The organism is Frigoribacterium sp. 9N, from assembly GCF_902506305.1.
Classification (GTDB): domain Bacteria; phylum Actinomycetota; class Actinomycetes; order Actinomycetales; family Microbacteriaceae; genus Frigoribacterium.
Genome location: NZ_LR733392.1, coordinates 593,374 through 610,341, shown reverse-complemented (window position 1 = coordinate 610,341; position 16,968 = coordinate 593,374). Strand labels below are relative to the sequence as shown.

Annotated in this window: 17 protein-coding genes; 3 read left to right on the top strand and 14 right to left on the bottom strand. The window is 70.9% G+C overall.

The window, feature by feature from the left end:
- Positions 1 to 47: 47 nt before the first annotated feature.
- The 10 genes from ARTHRO9V_RS06010 to ARTHRO9V_RS05965 form a co-directional block, all read right to left on the bottom strand.
- Positions 48 to 1,655 carry a HAMP domain-containing sensor histidine kinase gene (locus ARTHRO9V_RS06010; RefSeq protein ID WP_159826115.1) on the bottom strand — a complete coding sequence of 536 codons (1,608 nt, stop codon included), beginning with the start codon at positions 1,653 to 1,655 and terminating at the stop codon, positions 48 to 50.
- A complete protein-coding gene (locus ARTHRO9V_RS06005; RefSeq protein WP_056046521.1) occupies positions 1,652 to 2,410 on the bottom strand; it encodes a response regulator transcription factor in 759 nt (252 codons plus the stop codon). Before ARTHRO9V_RS06005 ends, ARTHRO9V_RS06010 begins: the two co-directional genes overlap by 4 nt.
- Positions 2,411 to 2,513: 103 nt before the next feature.
- The gene (locus ARTHRO9V_RS06000) at positions 2,514 to 3,479 is read right to left on the bottom strand and encodes a PD40 domain-containing protein (protein WP_159826113.1); all 966 of its coding nucleotides are present in this window, start codon (positions 3,477 to 3,479) and stop codon (positions 2,514 to 2,516) included.
- A 15-nt stretch (positions 3,480 to 3,494) separates the two neighbouring features.
- Positions 3,495 to 4,508: a sugar phosphate isomerase/epimerase gene (locus ARTHRO9V_RS05995; RefSeq protein WP_056047744.1), complete on the bottom strand. Its 1,014-nt coding sequence runs from the start codon at positions 4,506 to 4,508 to the stop codon at positions 3,495 to 3,497.
- Positions 4,509 to 4,535: 27 nt separating this feature from the next.
- Positions 4,536 to 5,708, bottom strand: coding sequence for a Gfo/Idh/MocA family oxidoreductase (locus ARTHRO9V_RS05990; protein ID WP_347342498.1), 1,173 nt, complete (start codon positions 5,706 to 5,708; stop codon positions 4,536 to 4,538).
- On the bottom strand, positions 5,705 to 6,544 hold the full coding sequence (locus ARTHRO9V_RS05985; protein WP_043592933.1) for a carbohydrate ABC transporter permease: 840 nt from the start codon (positions 6,542 to 6,544) through the stop codon (positions 5,705 to 5,707). The genes ARTHRO9V_RS05990 and ARTHRO9V_RS05985 overlap by 4 nt, the downstream gene beginning before the upstream one ends.
- Positions 6,537 to 7,532 (bottom strand): carbohydrate ABC transporter permease, encoded by a 996-nt coding sequence (locus ARTHRO9V_RS05980; RefSeq protein ID WP_082460311.1) that lies wholly within the window; start codon positions 7,530 to 7,532, stop codon positions 6,537 to 6,539. Before ARTHRO9V_RS05980 ends, ARTHRO9V_RS05985 begins: the two co-directional genes overlap by 8 nt.
- Before the next feature lie 79 nt (positions 7,533 to 7,611).
- Positions 7,612 to 8,976 carry a sugar ABC transporter substrate-binding protein gene (locus ARTHRO9V_RS05975; protein WP_233568362.1) on the bottom strand — a complete coding sequence of 455 codons (1,365 nt, stop codon included), beginning with the start codon at positions 8,974 to 8,976 and terminating at the stop codon, positions 7,612 to 7,614.
- A 132-nt stretch (positions 8,977 to 9,108) separates the two neighbouring features.
- Positions 9,109 to 10,257: a Gfo/Idh/MocA family protein gene (locus ARTHRO9V_RS05970; protein WP_159826111.1), complete on the bottom strand. Its 1,149-nt coding sequence runs from the start codon at positions 10,255 to 10,257 to the stop codon at positions 9,109 to 9,111.
- Complete coding sequence (locus tag ARTHRO9V_RS05965; protein ID WP_152970255.1) at positions 10,254 to 10,997, bottom strand: sugar phosphate isomerase/epimerase; 744 nt, start codon at positions 10,995 to 10,997, stop codon at positions 10,254 to 10,256. Before ARTHRO9V_RS05965 ends, ARTHRO9V_RS05970 begins: the two co-directional genes overlap by 4 nt.
- A gap of 217 nt (positions 10,998 to 11,214) precedes the next feature.
- On the opposite strand from ARTHRO9V_RS05965, the gene ARTHRO9V_RS05960 reads away from it, so the two are divergent.
- Together ARTHRO9V_RS05960 and ARTHRO9V_RS05955 are read left to right on the top strand one after the other, a co-directional pair.
- Positions 11,215 to 12,405 (top strand): ROK family transcriptional regulator, encoded by a 1,191-nt coding sequence (locus ARTHRO9V_RS05960; protein WP_159826110.1) that lies wholly within the window; start codon positions 11,215 to 11,217, stop codon positions 12,403 to 12,405.
- A gap of 88 nt (positions 12,406 to 12,493) precedes the next feature.
- Positions 12,494 to 13,228 (top strand): YqaJ viral recombinase family protein, encoded by a 735-nt coding sequence (locus tag ARTHRO9V_RS05955; protein ID WP_236556943.1) that lies wholly within the window; start codon positions 12,494 to 12,496, stop codon positions 13,226 to 13,228.
- Here ARTHRO9V_RS05955 and ARTHRO9V_RS05950 read toward each other — a convergent pair.
- Positions 13,210 to 13,851, bottom strand: coding sequence for a Pr6Pr family membrane protein (locus ARTHRO9V_RS05950; protein ID WP_159826108.1), 642 nt, complete (start codon positions 13,849 to 13,851; stop codon positions 13,210 to 13,212). The genes ARTHRO9V_RS05955 and ARTHRO9V_RS05950 overlap by 19 nt on opposite strands.
- 129 nt (positions 13,852 to 13,980) lie before the next feature.
- On the opposite strand from ARTHRO9V_RS05950, the gene ARTHRO9V_RS05945 reads away from it, so the two are divergent.
- Positions 13,981 to 14,967: an NADP-dependent oxidoreductase gene (locus ARTHRO9V_RS05945; protein WP_369794389.1), complete on the top strand. Its 987-nt coding sequence runs from the start codon at positions 13,981 to 13,983 to the stop codon at positions 14,965 to 14,967.
- 55 nt (positions 14,968 to 15,022) lie between these two features.
- Here the strand turns inward: ARTHRO9V_RS05945 and ARTHRO9V_RS05940 are convergent, their stop codons facing one another.
- The 3 genes from ARTHRO9V_RS05940 to rplK form a co-directional block, all read right to left on the bottom strand.
- Positions 15,023 to 15,559: a GNAT family N-acetyltransferase gene (locus ARTHRO9V_RS05940; protein WP_159826106.1), complete on the bottom strand. Its 537-nt coding sequence runs from the start codon at positions 15,557 to 15,559 to the stop codon at positions 15,023 to 15,025.
- A gap of 122 nt (positions 15,560 to 15,681) precedes the next feature.
- On the bottom strand, positions 15,682 to 16,371 hold the full coding sequence (gene rplA, locus ARTHRO9V_RS05935) for a 50S ribosomal protein L1 (RefSeq protein ID WP_043592944.1): 690 nt from the start codon (positions 16,369 to 16,371) through the stop codon (positions 15,682 to 15,684).
- 100 nt (positions 16,372 to 16,471) lie between these two features.
- On the bottom strand, positions 16,472 to 16,903 hold the full coding sequence (gene rplK, locus ARTHRO9V_RS05930) for a 50S ribosomal protein L11 (RefSeq protein WP_043592945.1): 432 nt from the start codon (positions 16,901 to 16,903) through the stop codon (positions 16,472 to 16,474).
- Positions 16,904 to 16,968: the final 65 nt, after the last annotated feature.

Here is a 16,968-nt window from a genome sequence, read left to right as displayed (position 1 = left end):
CAACCGGCGGTCTTGGGCTTCGTACAGAGTAGACGCAGGAGGCGCGCTCACGCAAGTCGCGCCTCCTCGGCTTCGCGATGGGGTGCGCCCGCGGGCGTCGCGAGCGGCAGGCGGACGGTGAAGGTCGCTCCCCCGGCCGAGCTCGCGACGTCGACGGTGCCGCCGTGGGAGTGGACGACGGCCTGGACGATCGCGAGGCCGAGACCCGTGGAGCCGGCCTTCCGCGATCGCGAGCTGTCGGCGCGGGCGAACCGTTCGAACAGCACGGGCAGCACGGCCGGGTCGATGCCCGGTCCGTCGTCGGCGACCGAGACGACGGCCTCCCCCGACGTGTCGTCGACCGTGAGCGAGACGTGCACGTGGGTGCCGTCGGGCGTGTGGGTGCGCACGTTGGTCAACAGGTTGGCGACGATCTGGTGGAGGCGCATGGCGTCGCCCGACACGGTCACCGGCTCGTCGGGCACGTACACGTCGACGTCGTGCGTGGGTCCGGCCACGTGGGCGTCGTTGACCGTGTCGAGCACGACCCTGGTCAGGTCGACGTCGCCCGTGACGAGGTCGCGACCCTCGTCGAGGCGGGCGAGCAGCAGGAGGTCCTCGACGAGCGAGGTCATCCGCAGCGACTCCGACTCGATGCGGCCCATGGCGTAGACCACGTCGTCGGGCAGTCCGGTGTTCATGCGGCGGGTCAGCTCGGCGTAGCCGCGGACCGACGCGAGCGGGGTGCGCAGCTCGTGCGAGGCGTCGGCCACGAACTGCCGCACCTTGTTCTCGCTCTGCTGACGGGCCTCGAGGGCCCCGGCCACGTGGCCCAGCATGCGGTTGAGCGAGGCGCCGACGCGGCCGACCTCGGTGCGGGTGTCGGCGTCGGCCTCGTCGACGCGTTCCGCGAGGGCCACCTCGCCGCGGTCGAGCGGCAGTTCGGCGACCCGCAGTGCCGTGTCGGACATGCGCTCGAGCGGGCGGAGGGCGCTCCGCACGACCCCGTAGGCGATCGCGATCGCGACCGCGAGGCCGATGAGGGTCACCGCGAGGATCGTGACCACCATGACGGTGATGGTGCGGTCGACGTTGCTCGTCGGCAGACCGACGACGAGGTACGCCGGCGTGGTGGCGAGGGAGCCCGACGTGGTGGTCGTCTGATAGCCGACCGCGAGCGACTCCACCCGGTACGAACCCAGCGCCGACCCGAGCGAGACGGACTCGGGCGCGGTCGAGCCGGCGACCGTCGTCACGACCGAGGTGAGGTCGTCGGTCAGGCGCGGCGTGACGACCCGACCCGACTGCTCGACCTGGTACGCCGCCACGACCGTCCCGTTCACGACGACGGCCGTGAAGGTGCCGGGCGACTGCCGCGGGCCCGAGAGGTCGTCGCCGTCGGGCGTCAGGTAGGGCCGGCTCGTCGAGCCCTGCGCGTTCACCATGGGCACGGAGCGGCCCGTCGCCCCCTCGAGCTCGTCGTCGAGCTGACGCATGAGCGACGCCTGGAGCACGAACACGCTGACCGAGCCGATCACGATGGTCAGCAGCACCACGAGCGCGACGATGCTGAGGATCAGGCGGTTGCGCAGCGTGAGCGGCCCGGCGAGACCGGGCGCCCGGCCCACCAGGCCCCGGAGGCGCGAGCCCACCCGGGCGGGCAGGGCATCGCTCACGACGTGGGCTTGATCACGTAACCGACGCCGCGCACGGTGTGGATCATCGGCTCTTCGCCGACGTCGATCTTCTTGCGCAGGTACGAGATGTAGATCTCGACGACGCTCGACTTGCCGCCGAAGTCGTAGCTCCAGACCCGGTCGAGGATCTGCGCCTTGCTCAGCACGCGGCGGGGGTTGCGCATCAGGAAGCGCAGCAGCTCGAACTCGGTGGCGGTCAGCTCGATCTCGCGACCGGCGCGCGTCACCTCGTAGCTCTCCTCGTCGAGCACGAGGTCGCCGACGACGATGCGCGAGTCGCCCGCCTCGCTGATGGCCGAGGCCGACCGGCGGATCAGGCCGCGCAGCCGGGCCACGACCTCTTCGAGCGAGAACGGCTTGGTGACGTAGTCGTCGCCCCCGGCGGTGAGACCCGACACGCGGTCCTCGACGCTGTCCTTCGCGGTGAGGAACAGGATCGGGGTGTCGTCACCGCTCGACCGCAGTCGACCCAGCACCTGGATGCCGTCGATGTCGGGCAGCATCCAGTCGAGCACGATCGCGTCGGGCTTGAACTCGCGCGCCGTGGCGAGGGCCGCCTGACCGTCGGAGGCCGCCTTGACGTCCCATCCCTCGTAGCGGAGGGCCATCGAGAGCAGGTCGGTGAGACTGTTCTCGTCGTCGACGACGAGGACTCGGAGGGGCGTTCCGTCGGCACGGGTGAGGCGGGGGGCCGAGGCGGTGGCGGGGGTCGTTGTGGTCACCTCTCCAAGTATCGAGTGGTTCCTATGAACCGACTGTGATCAGTCGATGAGCGGGCTGCGCATCGTCCCCGGGCGACCCGCGGGGGCCGCGAGCCCCCGGGGTGCCGGGCGCGCGTCAGGCGGACGGGTAGTCGGCGCAGGAGAAGCGAGCCGAGTCCGGGGCCCAGCAGGGCACGTTGATCGTGCCCTGGCCGCCGAAGAGGGCGAGCACGTCGCGTGGCGCCCGGCCCGGCACGGGCAGGCCGTCGGGACCGAGGGGCAGGGTGCGCAGCACGACGTCGCGGTTCTCGGGGTGGCCGAGCGTGCCGGGCTCGAACGACACCCAGAGCAGCATCGAGCCGTCGGGCGACACGTGCGGGAACCAGTTGACCCGTTCGTCGTCGGTCACCTGCACGACGTCTCCGCCGTCCAGGCGGCTCCGGAAGAGCTGCGCGTGGCCGGCGACCCCCTCGGAGGCGCGCTCCGAGTTCGCCCACAGCCACGCCCCGTCCGGAGAGAACTCGGCCCCGTCGTCGGGGTGCTCGTCGTCGGTCACCGGCGTGGTCGCGCCGTCGGCGAGCGAGACCAGGGCGACGTTCGTGCGCCAGCCGGCCCGCGCCTCCTCGTCGTCCGGGTCGTCGACCGGCGCCGGCAGGGCGCCGACGATCACGCTGAGCGTGGCACCGTCGGGCGAGACGCCGTGCAGGTAGTTCTTGTGGTTGCGGCCCGCCGGGTGGTCGCGCGTCACGCGGCGGGCGGTGCCGCCCGGGGTCACGCCGTCCCACGGCACCTCGTACAGGTGGCCGTCCCGGGCGCTCACGATCACGGCCCCCTGGTCGGGAACGATCACGTGGTCGTTGTTGATCTCGGGCACGTCGCCCATCGGCACCGGCTCGAGCGCCGTCTCGTCGACCCCACGGGCGTCGGCGGGCACCCGCCAGAGCAGGCCGTCGCCGTTGACGACGAGCCATCGACCGTCGGGGCTCCAGTTCGGGGCCTCGACGAGCACGCGGGTGCTCTCGAGGACGACCTCGACGTCGCCGGTCGCGGGGTCGACGACGAGCAGGCGGCTCCGTTGGCCGGGCAGCAGGGTTCGGGGCATGGGATCAGTCTGCCGTCACTGGTTCGAGAAGGCGGCGTCGAAGGAGGCGCTCGGTCGTCTCCAGAGGAGTGAACGGATGTAGGCGAGCGCCTCGGGAGCACCGTGCAACCGGTCCATGCCCGCGTCCTCCCACTCGATCGAGATCGGGCCGTCGTAGCCGATCGCGTCGAGGGCGCGGAAGGCGTCCTCCCACTTCATGTCGCCGTGGCCGGTCGAGACGAAGTCCCAGCCCCGGCGGGGGTCGCCCCAGGGCAGGTGGGAGCCGAGCACGCCCGAGCGCCCGCTGACGGGCTTGATGCGGGTGTCCTTGCAGTCGACGTGGAAGATCCGGTCGGCGAAGTCGGTGATGAACGACACCGTGTCGACCCCCTGCCAGAGCATGTGCGAGGGGTCCCAGTTGAAGCCGAAGGCCGACCGGTGCTCGATGGCCTCGAGCGCCCGGACGCTCGTCCAGTGGTCGTAGGCGATCTCGCTCGGGTGCACCTCGTGGGCGAACCGGACGCCCTCGGCGTCGAACACGTCGAGGATGGGGTTCCAGCGGTCGGCGAAGTCCTGGTAGCCGGCGTCGATCACGCTCGCCGGGACCGGCGGGAACATCGCCACGTAGGGCCAGATCTTCGAGCCGGTGAAGCCGACGACGGTGTCGACGCCCATCTTGCGGGCCACCCGTGCCGCCCGCTTCATGTCCTCCGCGGCCCGCTGCCGGACGCCCTCGGGCTCGCCGTCGCCCCAGGTGGACGGGCGCACGATCGCCTGGTGCCGGAAGTCGATCGGGTCGTCGCAGACCGCCTGCCCGGTCAGGTGGTTCGAGATCGCCCAGACCCCCAGGCCGTGCCGCTCGAGCACGTCGAGTCGCGACCGCAGGTACGCGTCGTCCTGGTCGGCGCGCTCGAGGTCGAGGTGGTCGCCCGACGCGGCGATCTCGAGGCCGTCGTAGCCCCACCCGGCGGCGAGTGCCGCGACCTCCTCGAAGGGCAGGTCGGCCCACTGGCCGGTGAACAGGGTGACGGGGCGGGAGCTCTCGGCCATGGGTTCCTTGGGTCGGGACGGTCGGGGTCAGGGCAGGTCGACCCACCGGCGCGACGCGGCGGACGCGAGGACCGCCTCGGTCACCCGGACGGCGCGCAGGCCGTCGACGAAGGTGGGCAGCCCCTCGGGGGTCCCGCCCCGGACGGCGTCGTGGGCGTCGCGCACGAACCCCGCGAACGCGTCGACGTAGCCCATCGGGTGCCCGGCGGGGACGGTCGACAGGCGGGCGGCGTCGGGTGCGAGCACGGCCGCGTCGCGGGCCACGAGTTGCGTGCCCGACCGGCGTCCGACCCAGAGCGTCTCGGGCTCCTCCTGCGAGAACTCGAGGCTCTCGGCGGTGCCCGACAGGTCGAGCAGGAGGCGGTTCTTGCGACCCGGCGCGACCTGCGACACGAAGAGGGTGCCGATCGCCCCCCGTGCCGTCTCGAACACGACGGCCGCCTCGTCCTCGGTGTCGACCGACGAGCCGCCGCGGTGCGTGTGCACGGTGGTGGTCGTCGAGGTCAGCCGGGCCAGCCGGTCGCCCAGGACGAACTCGAGCAGGTCGACCAGGTGGCTGCCGATGTCGGCGAAGGCCCGCGAGGGACCACCCGCGGCCGAGTCGACCCGCCAGTCGACGTCGTCGCTGTCGAGCAACCAGTCCTGCAGGTACGAACCCCGGACGCTCAGCACGCGGCCGACCTCGCCCGTGGCGACGCGGGCCCGGGCCTCGCGCACCATCGGGTGGTAGCGGTAGACGAAGGGCACGGCACCGACCAGTCGCCCGGCCCGGGCGGCCTCGACCAGGGCCTCGGCCTCGGCGCTCGAGGTCGCCAGCGGCTTCTCGCAGACCACGTGCTTGCCGGCGGCGAGCGCCGCCAGCGCGACGGGCGCGTGCGTGGCGTTCGGCGAGCAGACGTGCACGACGTCGACGCCGGGATCGGTGACGAGGTCGTCGACGCTCTCGTGGGAGGTGTCGACGCCCAGGGACGCCGCCGCGTGGGCCGCGCTGGCGGCGCTCGAGGAGGCGAGGGCGACCACGCGGGCGCCGGCCGACCGCGCGGCGCCGGCGTGCACGCGCGCCATGAAGCCGCCGCCCACGATGCCGACGCGCAGGGGTTCGACGCGACCCGCGCCTCCTCGGCTCGGCGCTGCCCGGCCGGCCGGGCCGGCGGTGGCGCCCACCGGCCCCACCGCCGTGGCCACGGCCGGCTCGGTCACTTCACGGCCCCCGACGACAGTCCGGTGATCAAGTGTTTCTGCACGAGCATGAAGCCTATGAGCACGGGCAGCGAGACGACGACCGAGGCGGCCATGAGCTGGTTCCAGTAGACGTCCTGCTGCGAGGCGTAGGCGCGGAGGCCGATGGAGAGCGTGCGCGTGTCCTTGCTCGTCAGCACCGAGGCGAAGAGCACCTCGCCCCAGGCCGTGATGAAGGCGTAGACCGCGACCGCGATGATGCCCGGCTTGGCGACCGGGATGATCACGCGGAACAGGGCACCGAGGCGACCCGTGCCGTCGATCATCGACGCCTCCTCCAGCTCTTTCGGGATCGACGCGAAGTAGCCCGTCAGCATCCAGATCGAGAACGGCAGCGAGAACGTCATGTAGGTGATGATCAGGCCGAGGTAGCTGCCGGTCAGCTGCACGCCGACCGTGCGCTGGATCTGCACGAAGATCAGGAACAGCGGCAACAGGAACAGGATGCCCGGGAACATCTGCGTCGACAGCACGACCAGGCTGAAGCTGCGCTGGCCCTTGAACCGCAGGCGGGCCAGCGAGTACGCGGCGAGCACGGCCATGGCCACCGACAGCACCGTCGCCGAGATCGTGACGATGAGGCTGTTCTTGAAGTACGACGCCAGCGGCACCGTCTGCCAGATCTGCACGTACGGCTCGAGCGTCACCCGGCTGGGGATCCAGGTGAACAAGCCCTGGACGTCGGCGAGCGGCTTGATCGAGGTGGTCAGCACCACGTAGAGCGGGACGACCACCACGAGCGACAGGAAGGCCAGCCCGAAGAAGCGGAAGACCTTGAACCCACGGGTCTCAATCATCGTGTTGTCCCTTCGGCAGAACCATGCGGATGTAGAACGCCGACGCGATCAGCAGCACGACCAGGAGCATCACGCTCATGGCACCGCCGAGGCCGAAGTTCCAGTTGTTGAACGACTGCTGGTAGATCAACGGCGAGATGAGCGTCGCCTGCTCGGGCGACGCCGGGCCGAAGAGCACGTAGGGCACGTTGAACTGGTTGAAGATCCACAGGCTCATGATCAACAGCAGCACGGCGTTGGCCGGCTTGACCATGGGCAGGGTGATCTGGGTGAACTGCTTCCAGAGGCTGGCGCCGTCGAGGCTCGCGGCCTCGTAGACGTCGCCCGGGATGTTCTGCAGCGCGGCGAGCAGCATCAGGAAGGCGAAGGGCCAGAACTGCCACGCCGTCACGATGACGATGGCCCAGAACGAGTTGCCGCCGAGCAGCCAGAAGGGGCGGTCCTGCAGGATGCCGAGGTCGTCCACCAGGAAGCGGTTGATGGCCCCGTCGCGCTGGTTGAACATGAAGGCCCAGGCGATGGTGCCGACGTACGACGGCAGGGCGTAGGGCACGAGGAAGAGCGTGCGGAGGATGCCGCGGCCCTTGAACGAGCTGGTCAGGAGCACCGCGCCGAGCATGCCCATGCTCCAGGCGATGGCCACCACGATGACGGTGAACATCAGCGTGCGCCCCAGGGCCCCGTACAGCTGGCCGGCGATGGGCGAGGACGGGTCGAGCGCGGTGACGAAGTTCTGCAGGCCGACGAAGGGCGCGTTGACCCAGTTGGCGATGCTGAGCTGGTTCAGCGTGATGAACGCGATCCAGATGCCGAGCACCATCGGGACGATGTGGACGAGCAGTTCGGCCAGGGCGGCGGGCGCCACCAGGAAGTAGGCGAGCGGCGATCGGTGCTTCTTGCGCTTGGCCGGCTCGATCGGGGCCTGCTGGTGCGGGTCGGGCGGGAGGTCTTTCTCGGCGGTGGCGGGGGGCAGGACGTTGACGGTCATGAGGGTCCTCTCGGGGCCTGGGTGGCGGGGGCGGCCGGTCGATCGGACCGGCCGCCCCCGTCACGGGCGGTGGGACGGGCTACTGACCCGAGCTCATCTGGCTGTTCGCGTCCTCGAGGGCCGACTTGACGTCGGACTCGCTGACGGAACCGCCCTGGGCTGCGGTGGCGAGGAGGTTCTTGATCGCGGTGCCGACCAAGGTCTCCATCTGCCCCTCGGAGGGGTAGAGGGGCATGGGCTGGGCGTGGTCCTCGAGGATCGTCTGCTTCAGCTTGATCGTGTCCGACTGGAACGCCGGGTCGTCGTACGCGCTCGTGACCACGGGCAGCGAGCTGAACGCCTTGTTCAGGTACACCTGCTCGGAGTCGCTCGTCAGGTGCTTGACGAAGTCGATCGCCGCGTCCTTGTTGCCGCTGTTCTCGAAGACGCTCACGTTGATGCCGGCCACGTGGCTCTGGGTGCCCAGCAGACCGGTCGCGTCGGCGGACTCCATCGGCACGGGTGCCGCGGCGTAGTCGGTGAAGTCGCGGGCCGAGAGGTTCGCGTCGGGGGCCTGGTCGAAGAACATCGCGGCCTTGTCGTCCGCGAACGTCGCCGCCATGTCCGAACCGTTCACGCTCTCGGCGTCGGACGGTGAGACCACCTTGTCGACCGCCATCAGGTCGACCCACTCCTTGACGCCCTTGACGACGCCGTCGTTGCCGAAGTCGGGCTCGCCGTCCTCGTCGTACAGCGCGCCTCCGTTCTGCAGGCCCCGGACGAACGCCTGGTGGGCATTGTTCGAGATGCTCGACCCGGCCATGGTGACGCCCCACTGGTCGATCGTGCCGTCGCCGTCGGTGTCGACCGTCAGCTTCTTGGCGTCCTCGACGAACTCGTCCCAGGTGGCGGGCGGGGTGGTGATGCCCGCGGCCTCGAACATCTTCGTGTTGTAGTACAGCGAGTACGACAGCCCGTAGAGCGGGATCGACGTGGGTGCCTGACCCTCGGCACCGCCGGTGGCGAAGCTGGACTGCACGAAGCGGTCCTGGCCACCGACCTGGTCGAGGGCGTCGCCCTCCCAGGGCACGAAGGCGCCGCTGGACTGCAGCGACACCGCCCAGGTGTTGCCGATGTTGAGGACGTCGGGCCCCTCGCCGCTCGAGACGGCGGTGAGGATGCGGTTGTAGAGGTCGGACCACGGGATGACCTCGAGGTCGACCTTGACGCCGGTCTCCTCCGTGTAGCGGTCGATGCTCTCCTGCAGGATCTCGGCGTCCTTCTCGACCGTCGGAGCCTGGTTGCTGGCCCAGTAGGTGATCGTGTCGGCGTCGCCGCTGCCGCCCGAGGCGCTGCAGGCGGTCATCGATCCGACCGAGAGGGCTCCGACCGCGAGGGCGGCGAGCCAACGGAACTTCGTTTGCATGACTTCTCCTGGTGTCTCTTCTTCGAGATTTCTCTTCATCGAGTGAGGGAAGGGGTGGTGCGGGGGTTCGTGGTGCTGTGGTGACTCCGGTGGTGCGGGTGGTGCGCTCAGGGGGTGGACGGGTCGGGAGGCGCGGTGCCGGCGTCGAGGAGGCGCCGGCACCGCACCGGATCAGCCGAGGGCCGGGACGGAGGGGTCCCAGCTCTCGGGCAGCTCGGGCGTCGGCTCGAGGGTCGAGTCGACGCGGACGCTCTCGTCGCGTTCGGCGGACTCGGCCAACGAGACCATGACGTCGAGGACGTGGAAGGCGAGTTCGCCGGGCACGCGCTCACGGCGACCCTCGCGGATGGCCTGGGCGAGCTCGGCGACGCCGGTGCCGCGGGTGAAGGTCGAACCCGTGGCCGCGACGACGACCGGCTCGTCGGTGCCCGTGTGGACCGTCGTGTCGCCCTCGAACTCGTTCGGGTCGGGGAACACGGCCGTGCCCTCGGTCCCGGCGATCTCGACGAAGCCGGCACGGGCCAGCTTCGAGTCGAAGCTGAAGACGGCCTGCGCGCTGGCGCCGCTCTCGAACTGCAGCAGGGCGCTCACGTGGGTCGGCACCTCGACGGGGAAGACCGTTCCGGCCTTCGGCCCCGAGCCGATGACCCGGCTGTCCCGGGCCTTCGACGCCGTGGCCGTGACCTTCGCGACGGGTCCGAAGACCTGCACGAGCGTGGTCAGGTAGTACGGGCCGACGTCGAACATCGGTCCCGCGCCGTAGGCGAAGAGGAACTCGGGGCTGGGGTGCCACGACTCGGGGCCGGGCACCTGGAAGAGCGCGAGGCCGGTCAGGGGCGTGCCGATGTCGCCTCGCTTCACGACCCGCAGTCCGGTCTGCAGACCGGCGCCGAGGAACGTGTCCGGAGCGACGGCCACGCGGACGCCCGCCTCCTTCGCGGCGGCCAGCAGCCGGGCACCGCTCTCGCGGTCGAGGGCGTAGGGCTTCTCACCCCAGACGTGCTTGCCCGCGGCGACGGCCTGCAGCGCCACGTCGACGTGGGCCGCCGGGATCGTCAGGTTGACCACGATCTCGACGTCGTCGAGGGCGAGCAACTCGTCGACCGTGCCGCTGGCGGGCACGCCCCACTTCTCGGCCTGGGCCGCCGCGCGGGCCTGGTCGATGTCGGCGATGAAGAGCACCTCGAGGTCGGGGAACTGCGTGAGGTTGCCGAGGTACTGGTCGCTGATCACGCCGGCGCCGATGACCCCGACGCCCACCGGGCCGGTCTTGCCGTCGGAGGCGACGGCGGGCCGCGAGGCAGTCGTCACGTCGGTCATGCGCGGACCCCCTGCAGGAACTCGAGGCTGTCGGCGAGCGCGGTGAACACGTCACCGGCGTGGTCGTCGAGTTCGACGACGGGGGTGGCCTGACGGGCCGCCTGCAGGATGTCGCGGACGGGCATCGACCCGCGCCCGACGGCGACCTGCTCGACGTCGTTCTTGTTCTTCGGGCCGTCCTTCACGTGGAGGAACTGCACCTTGTCGCCGAGGCGGGCGAGCAGCTCGGCGGCGTCGACGCCGCCGACCTCGACCCAGTAGGTGTCGATCTCGAGCACGACGTTCGCGGGCAGGGCCGCGGCGAACACCTCGAGGGCGGGGGTGCCGTCGATCAGGTTCTCCAGCTCGAAGGCGTGGTTGTGGTAGCCGATGGTGAGGTCGTGTGCGGCGGCCGCGTCGGCGATCTCGCCCAGCTCCTTCGCGATCGCCTCGACGTCCTCACGGGTGACCCAGCGGGTCTCGTCGATGTGCGGGTCGATGATCGTGCCGACGCCGAGACGGGTGGCGGCGGCGAAGATCGGCTCGAGGTCCTTGCCGATCAGGCCGACGTGCGCGCTGGGCGCGGTGAGTCCGGCGGCGGGCAGGGCCTCGGCGTACTCGTCGACGCGGTCGACGAAGGCGTACGGCTCGACCTGGGTGTAGCCGAGGTCGGCGATGCGCTTCAGGGTGCCGGGCAGGTCGGCGGCGATGGCGTCTCTGACCGTGTAGAGCTGGACCGAGATCGGGCTTGCGGTGGTCACCAGGGGTGTCTCCTCTTCCGAGTGGATGTGCGACGGCGACGGGCACCGTCGGGGACTCTCAGCGGTCGAGCCGTCGACCGGTCACCCCCGGAAGAGTGGCGGTCGGCGTCGACCGAGACTCACCATAGGACCGCTTCTGTCGACCCGCAAGCAAAAGTCGACCTTTTCTCGGCGGGGTTCTCTCGGGCGTCGCCGAGGGCTGTGGTTTACTGCTGCCATGTCCGACACGACGAGGTCGTCTGCCCTCGGCAGCACCGGAGCCAGCGAGATCTTCCAGCTGCTCCGCGACGGCGTGCCGCGCACCCGGGCCGAACTCGCGGCGATGACGGGCCTCGCCCGGTCGACGATCGGCCTGCGCCTCGACGTCCTGGCCGAACTCGGTCTGGTCGGCCCCTCCGCCGACGCCGTCTCGACGGGTGGCCGCCCTCCCTCGCGCGTGGCGCTCATCCCCTCGGCGCGCGTCGTCCTGGCCGCGGACTTCGGAGCGGGCCACGTCAACCTCGCCCTGACCGACCTGATGGGCGTCGAGCTGACCAGCGACCGTCGCCTGATCGACATCGCCGACGGTCCCGAGACGACCCTCGCCGGCATGGTGACCGGGGCGGACGCCCTGCTCGACCGGCTCGGTCGCACCCGGGACGACCTCATCGGGGTCGGGATCGGCCTGCCGGGCCCCGTGCAGTTCAGCACGGGTCGACCGGTGAACCCGCCGATCATGCCCGGCTGGGACGGCGTCGACGTGCCGGGCTGGGTGAGGCGCCACCTCGACGTGCCCGTCCTCGTCGACAACGACGTCAACATCATGGCCCTCGGCGAGCGCAGCCACGCCTGGCCGGGCACCGACCACTTCCTGTTCGTCAAGGTCGCCACCGGCATCGGCTCGGGCATCATCTCGGGCGGTCGCCTGCAGCGCGGCGCCCAGGGCATCGCGGGCGACATCGGCCACGTGCAGATCCCCCGCGGCGCCGGCGTCGTCTGCCACTGCGGCAACGTCGGGTGCCTCGAGGCCGTCGCCTCCGGCCCGGCCCTCGCCCGCTCGCTGCGGGCCCTCGGCCACGACTGCGAGGGTGGCCGCCAGGTGGTCGAGCTCGTCCGGGCCGGCAACGTCGACGCGGTGCAGGCCGTCCGCCAGGCGGGTCGCGACCTCGGCGAGGTGCTGACCGCCTGCGTCAACATGATCAACCCCTCGGTCATCGCGATCGGCGGCTCCATGGCGCAGGCCGGCGAGCACTTGCTGGCCGGCGTGCGCGAGGTCGTCTACCAGCGGTCGATGCCGCTCGCGACCGAGCACCTGAGCATCGTGCCGTCCCGGGCGGGCGACCGGGCGGGGCTCATGGGCGCGAGCATGCTCGCGATCCACCACGCCCTCTCCCCCGCGGCGATCGACGAGCTCGCCGCCGCCGTCTGACCGCGGGCTCCCGGTGCTCGCCGCTCCGCCGCGACACGAGGAGGCGCGGGTATCGTCCTCGCGCCCCCGGCGAGGGAGAATGGTCACCATGACCGTCGTCCAACCCATGCTCTCCCTGTGGGACGACGACGAGCCGACGACCCCCGCCGCGCCTCCTGCGCACCTGACGCGCGTGCTGGCCGACTCGTCGGACCGCATCGCATGGCTGCGGGCTCGCAGCCAGGGCATCACGGCCACCGACGTCGCCCGGCTCTCGAGCCCGCGCGCCGTGCAGGCCGTCGTGCTCGACAAGTTGTACGGCAACGGTTTCGGCGGCAACGCCTACACCGACCACGGGCGGGCGCGTGAGCCCGAGATCGCCCGGTGGGTGCTGCAGCGGCACGGCATCGAGTCCAGCCAGAAGCTCTTCCACGCCGCGGGTCAGCGCCGACACCTGGCCACCCCGGACGGCGTGACCGTCCGCACCGACGGCACCGTCGAGCTGTGCGAGATCAAGACGACGAAGAAGGCCTGGTCGTCGATCCCCCGCTCGTACCTGCGTCAGGTGGCCTGGCAGCAGTACGTGCTCGGCGCCGAGCGCACCCTCGTGGTGTGGGAGCAGCACACCGACTTCGTTCCCCTGCACGGCGATCCGCAGTGCCGCTGGGTCGAGCGGGACGAGGACGAGATCCACCGTCTCGTGGCCCTCGCCGACCAGGTGCTCGACACCCTTGCACGACAGGCGCCGGTCGACCCGTTCGCGCCGGGCGGTCGGGCGTCGGCGCCGCCACCGCCCGACGACTACGAGGCCTACGAACCCCCGCCCTACGATCCGTTGCGCTGAGGCACGCGCCGATCCGGGTCGACGAGGCGCAGGCGCGACGCCGCCACGACGAGGGCCCCGATCAAGGCGACCGCGACGGCGATGCCCACGCACCAGAGCGCCACGACGCCCCCGCCGAGGGTCGCCACGTCGAGGAAGGGGTACGGCACGAAGTCGGCGCCCCGGGCCAGGACGACGACCACCCAGATCAACGGGAAGGCCAGGAACTGCCACAACCGCCGCCAGGGCTGGCGGTCGCGGTCGGCGAAGAGCACCCAGTCGAGCACGACGTAGAGCGGGATCACCCGGTGGAACACGTTGCTCGCCCACCCCACGGTGTAAGGGTCGTTCGAGGGCAAGCCCGCCAGCAGCAGGTTGAAGACCAGCCCGGTCAACGCGATGTACGTGGTCGCCGCCGCCCGCACCGCGACCGTCCACCGGGGCGGCGTCGTCCGGCGCAGCACCGTGAACGCCCCGATCGCCAGGGCCAGCAGCACGATGAGGTTGCTCTGGATGGTGAAGTACCCGAAGAAGTCCACGAACCGGTACCCCGGGTCGCGCAGGCTGTTCTCCCACTGGGCCACGACGGCGACGAGGACCGCGACCGCAGCCGCGACGCGCAGGACGGCGACCGATGCTCTCATGTCCACACCGTACCCATCATCGTTTCCCTCTCGGTGACACCCGCGAAACACGGGTGACTCATCCGTCCCGTTGACTGACCTGACCACCGCGCCGGAGCCACGGCGCACACGAGCCGACAGGGGCCGCCGATGGACACGACGATGCAGACGACGATGCGGGCGATGGTGATCGAGCGGACCGGCGGGCCCGAACAGCTCGTCGCCGCCGACGTGCCCTACCCGCGAAGGGTCAACGCCGAGGTGCTCGTGCGCGTCGTCGCCGCCGGCGTCAACCGCTTCGACCTGGAGACCCGGGCCGGTCGCGGCGACAGCGACGCCATCCCGGCGTTCCCGGCCGTGCTGGGCCACGACTTCAGCGGCGTCGTCGTCGAGACGCCCTACGCGGCGCATCCACTGAGTCCGGGCGACGCCGTCTACGGCATGGCCCCGTGCCCGCGCTCCGGTGGCAGCTACGCCGAGTACATCAGCGTCCCGTCGCTGTCGGTGGCCCGGAAGCCCACCACCCTGTCGCACCTCGAAGCCGCCGCGGTGCCCCTCGCGGCGCTCACGGCCTGGGGGATGGTCGTCGACGTCGCCAAGGCCCACGAGGGCCAGCGCCTCCTCATCAACGCCGGCGCGGGCGGGGTGGGGCACTTCGCGGTGCAGTTCGCCTCGTACTTCGGCGCACACGTCGTCGCGACCGGCTCGCAGGCCAACTCGGCCTGGCTGCGGGAGCTCGGTGCCGCCGAGGTCGTCGACTACGGCGCGGCCGACGTCGACCGCAGCGTCCGTCAGGTCGACGTCGTGCTCAACCTGGTCGACGACGACGTCGAGGCCGACCGGTCGCTGAGGTTGCTCCGACCCGGAGGGCTCGCCGTCCACGCACCGCTCGCCTCGGGGGCCGCCTTCGCCGAGAAGGCCGCGCAGGCAGGCGTCCGGTCGACCGGGTTCGCCGTCTCCCCCGACGGCGCCACGCTGGCGGTCATCTCGCGACTGCTCGACTCGGGAGACGTCCGGGTCTACGTCGACGAGGTCTACGACCTGGTCGACGCCCGTGACGCCCATGCCCGCCTCGAGCGGTCGCACACCCGCGGCAAGCTCGTGCTGCGCGTCACCGACGACACCGAGGCCGCCTGACCCGGCCTCCGGACCCGGCCTCCGGACCGGCCGCCGTGGGCCGACGCGACCCCGCCTAGATCCGACGCTCGAGGACGAAGTCCTGCTGCAGGTCGTCGCCGAGGGCGAAGGTCTTCGTCCCGACCTTCACGAGTCCGTGCTTGGCGTAGAAGCGAAGCGCCCGTTCGTTCTGCTGGTTGACCCCGAGCCACACCGAGGAGGCGCCGGTCGCGCGGGCTGCCTCGAGGGTCGCGGCCATCAGGGTCGAGGCCGCCCCCGTGCCGTGCCCCTGCGGCATGACGTAGAACTTGCTCAGCTCGACGGTCGGCCGGGACGAGACGGCTGCGGCGACGTCCGCGTCCTCGAGATCTCCCGCGATCATCATGCTGTAGCCGAGGGCCCCCCGGGCCGTGGGGTCGACGGCCAGCAGGACGGTCCGGGTGTCGTCGGCGAGGTAGCGCGAGAAGGCCTCCTCGGACAGCACCGTGGTGACGACCCGGGCGATGTCCGCGAGGTCCGACCCGGGCGGGCAGGCGAGCGGGAAGGTCACCGCGGCGACCTCGGCGAGCAGGGGGGCGTCGGTCGGGAGGGCAGGGCGCACGGTGACGGTCATCTGCCCATGGTGCCCCACCCGCGCCTCCCCGCCCGACCACGGACGGGAGCCGACGACGAAGGCCGCCCCACTCGAGAGTGGGACGGCCTTCGGGCGACGCAGTGCCTGGGAGGTCTGAGGACCTAGAAGACGTTGATGTCGAGGGGGATGCCGGGACCGAAGGTCGTCGACAGCGTGCCCTTGGTGATGTAGCGGCCCTTGGACGAGGACGGCTTGAGGCGGACGACCTCTTCGAGGGCGGCGTCGAGGTTGGTGTTCAGCTGCTCTTCCGAGAAGCCGGCCTTACCGATGACGAAGTGCACGTTGCTGTGCTTGTCGACACGGAACTCGATCTTTCCGCCCTTGATGTCGTTGACGGCCTGCGCGACGTTGGGGGTCACGGTGCCGGTCTTCGGGTTGGGCATGAGGCCGCGGGGGCCGAGCACCTTTCCGAGACGACCGACCTTGCCCATGAGCTCGGGGGTCGAGACGGCCGAGTCGAACGACGTGTAGCCGCCCGCGACCTTCTCGATGAGCTCGTCGCCACCGACCTCGTCGGCACCCGCGGCGATGGCCGCCTCGGCGGCGGCACCCGTCGCGAACACGATGACGCGGGCGGTCTTGCCCGTGCCGTGCGGCAGGATGACGGTGCCGCGCACCATCTGGTCGGCCTTGCGGGGGTCGACGCCGAGCTTGAGCGCGACCTCGACGGTCGAGTCGAACTTCTTCGAGCCGGTCTCGCGAGCGACGGCCACGGCCTCGCTGGTGCTGTAGAACTTGCCTGCCTCGATCTTCTCGGCAGCGGCGCGGTACGCCTTGGACTTCTGAGCCATGTTGGACCTCTTCGTACTGGGGACGTGGTTGCGAGCCTGGCCGGCTCTCCCACTGATGTCAGGGTCGTGCAGGCGGGTCGCCTGCACGGAGGGGTGCTGCTTAGGCGTCGACCGTGATGCCCATGGAACGGGCGGTGCCGGCGATGATCTTCGCCGCGGCGTCGATGTCGTTGGCGTTCAGGTCGGCCTGCTTGGTCGTCGCGATCTCGCGCACCTGGTCCATGGTCAGCTTGCCGACCTTGGTGGTGTGCGGGGTTCCCGAACCCTTGGCGACGCCAGCGGCCTTCTTGATGAGCTCGGCGGCGGGCGGGGTCTTGAGGATGAACGTGAACGAGCGGTCTTCGTAGACCGTGATCTCGACGGGGACGACGTTGCCGCGCTGCGACTCGGTCGCCGCGTTGTACGCCTTGCAGAACTCCATGATGTTCACGCCGTGCTGACCCAGGGCCGGGCCGATGGGCGGGGCGGGGTTCGCGGCGCCGGCGTTGATCTGAAGCTTGATCAGACCCGTGACCTTCTTTTTCGGTGCCATTGTTCTTTTCCTTCTTGTGGGGTTCGAACCGATCGCGGTCGCGACCTGCTCTCCCGGTGGCCCGC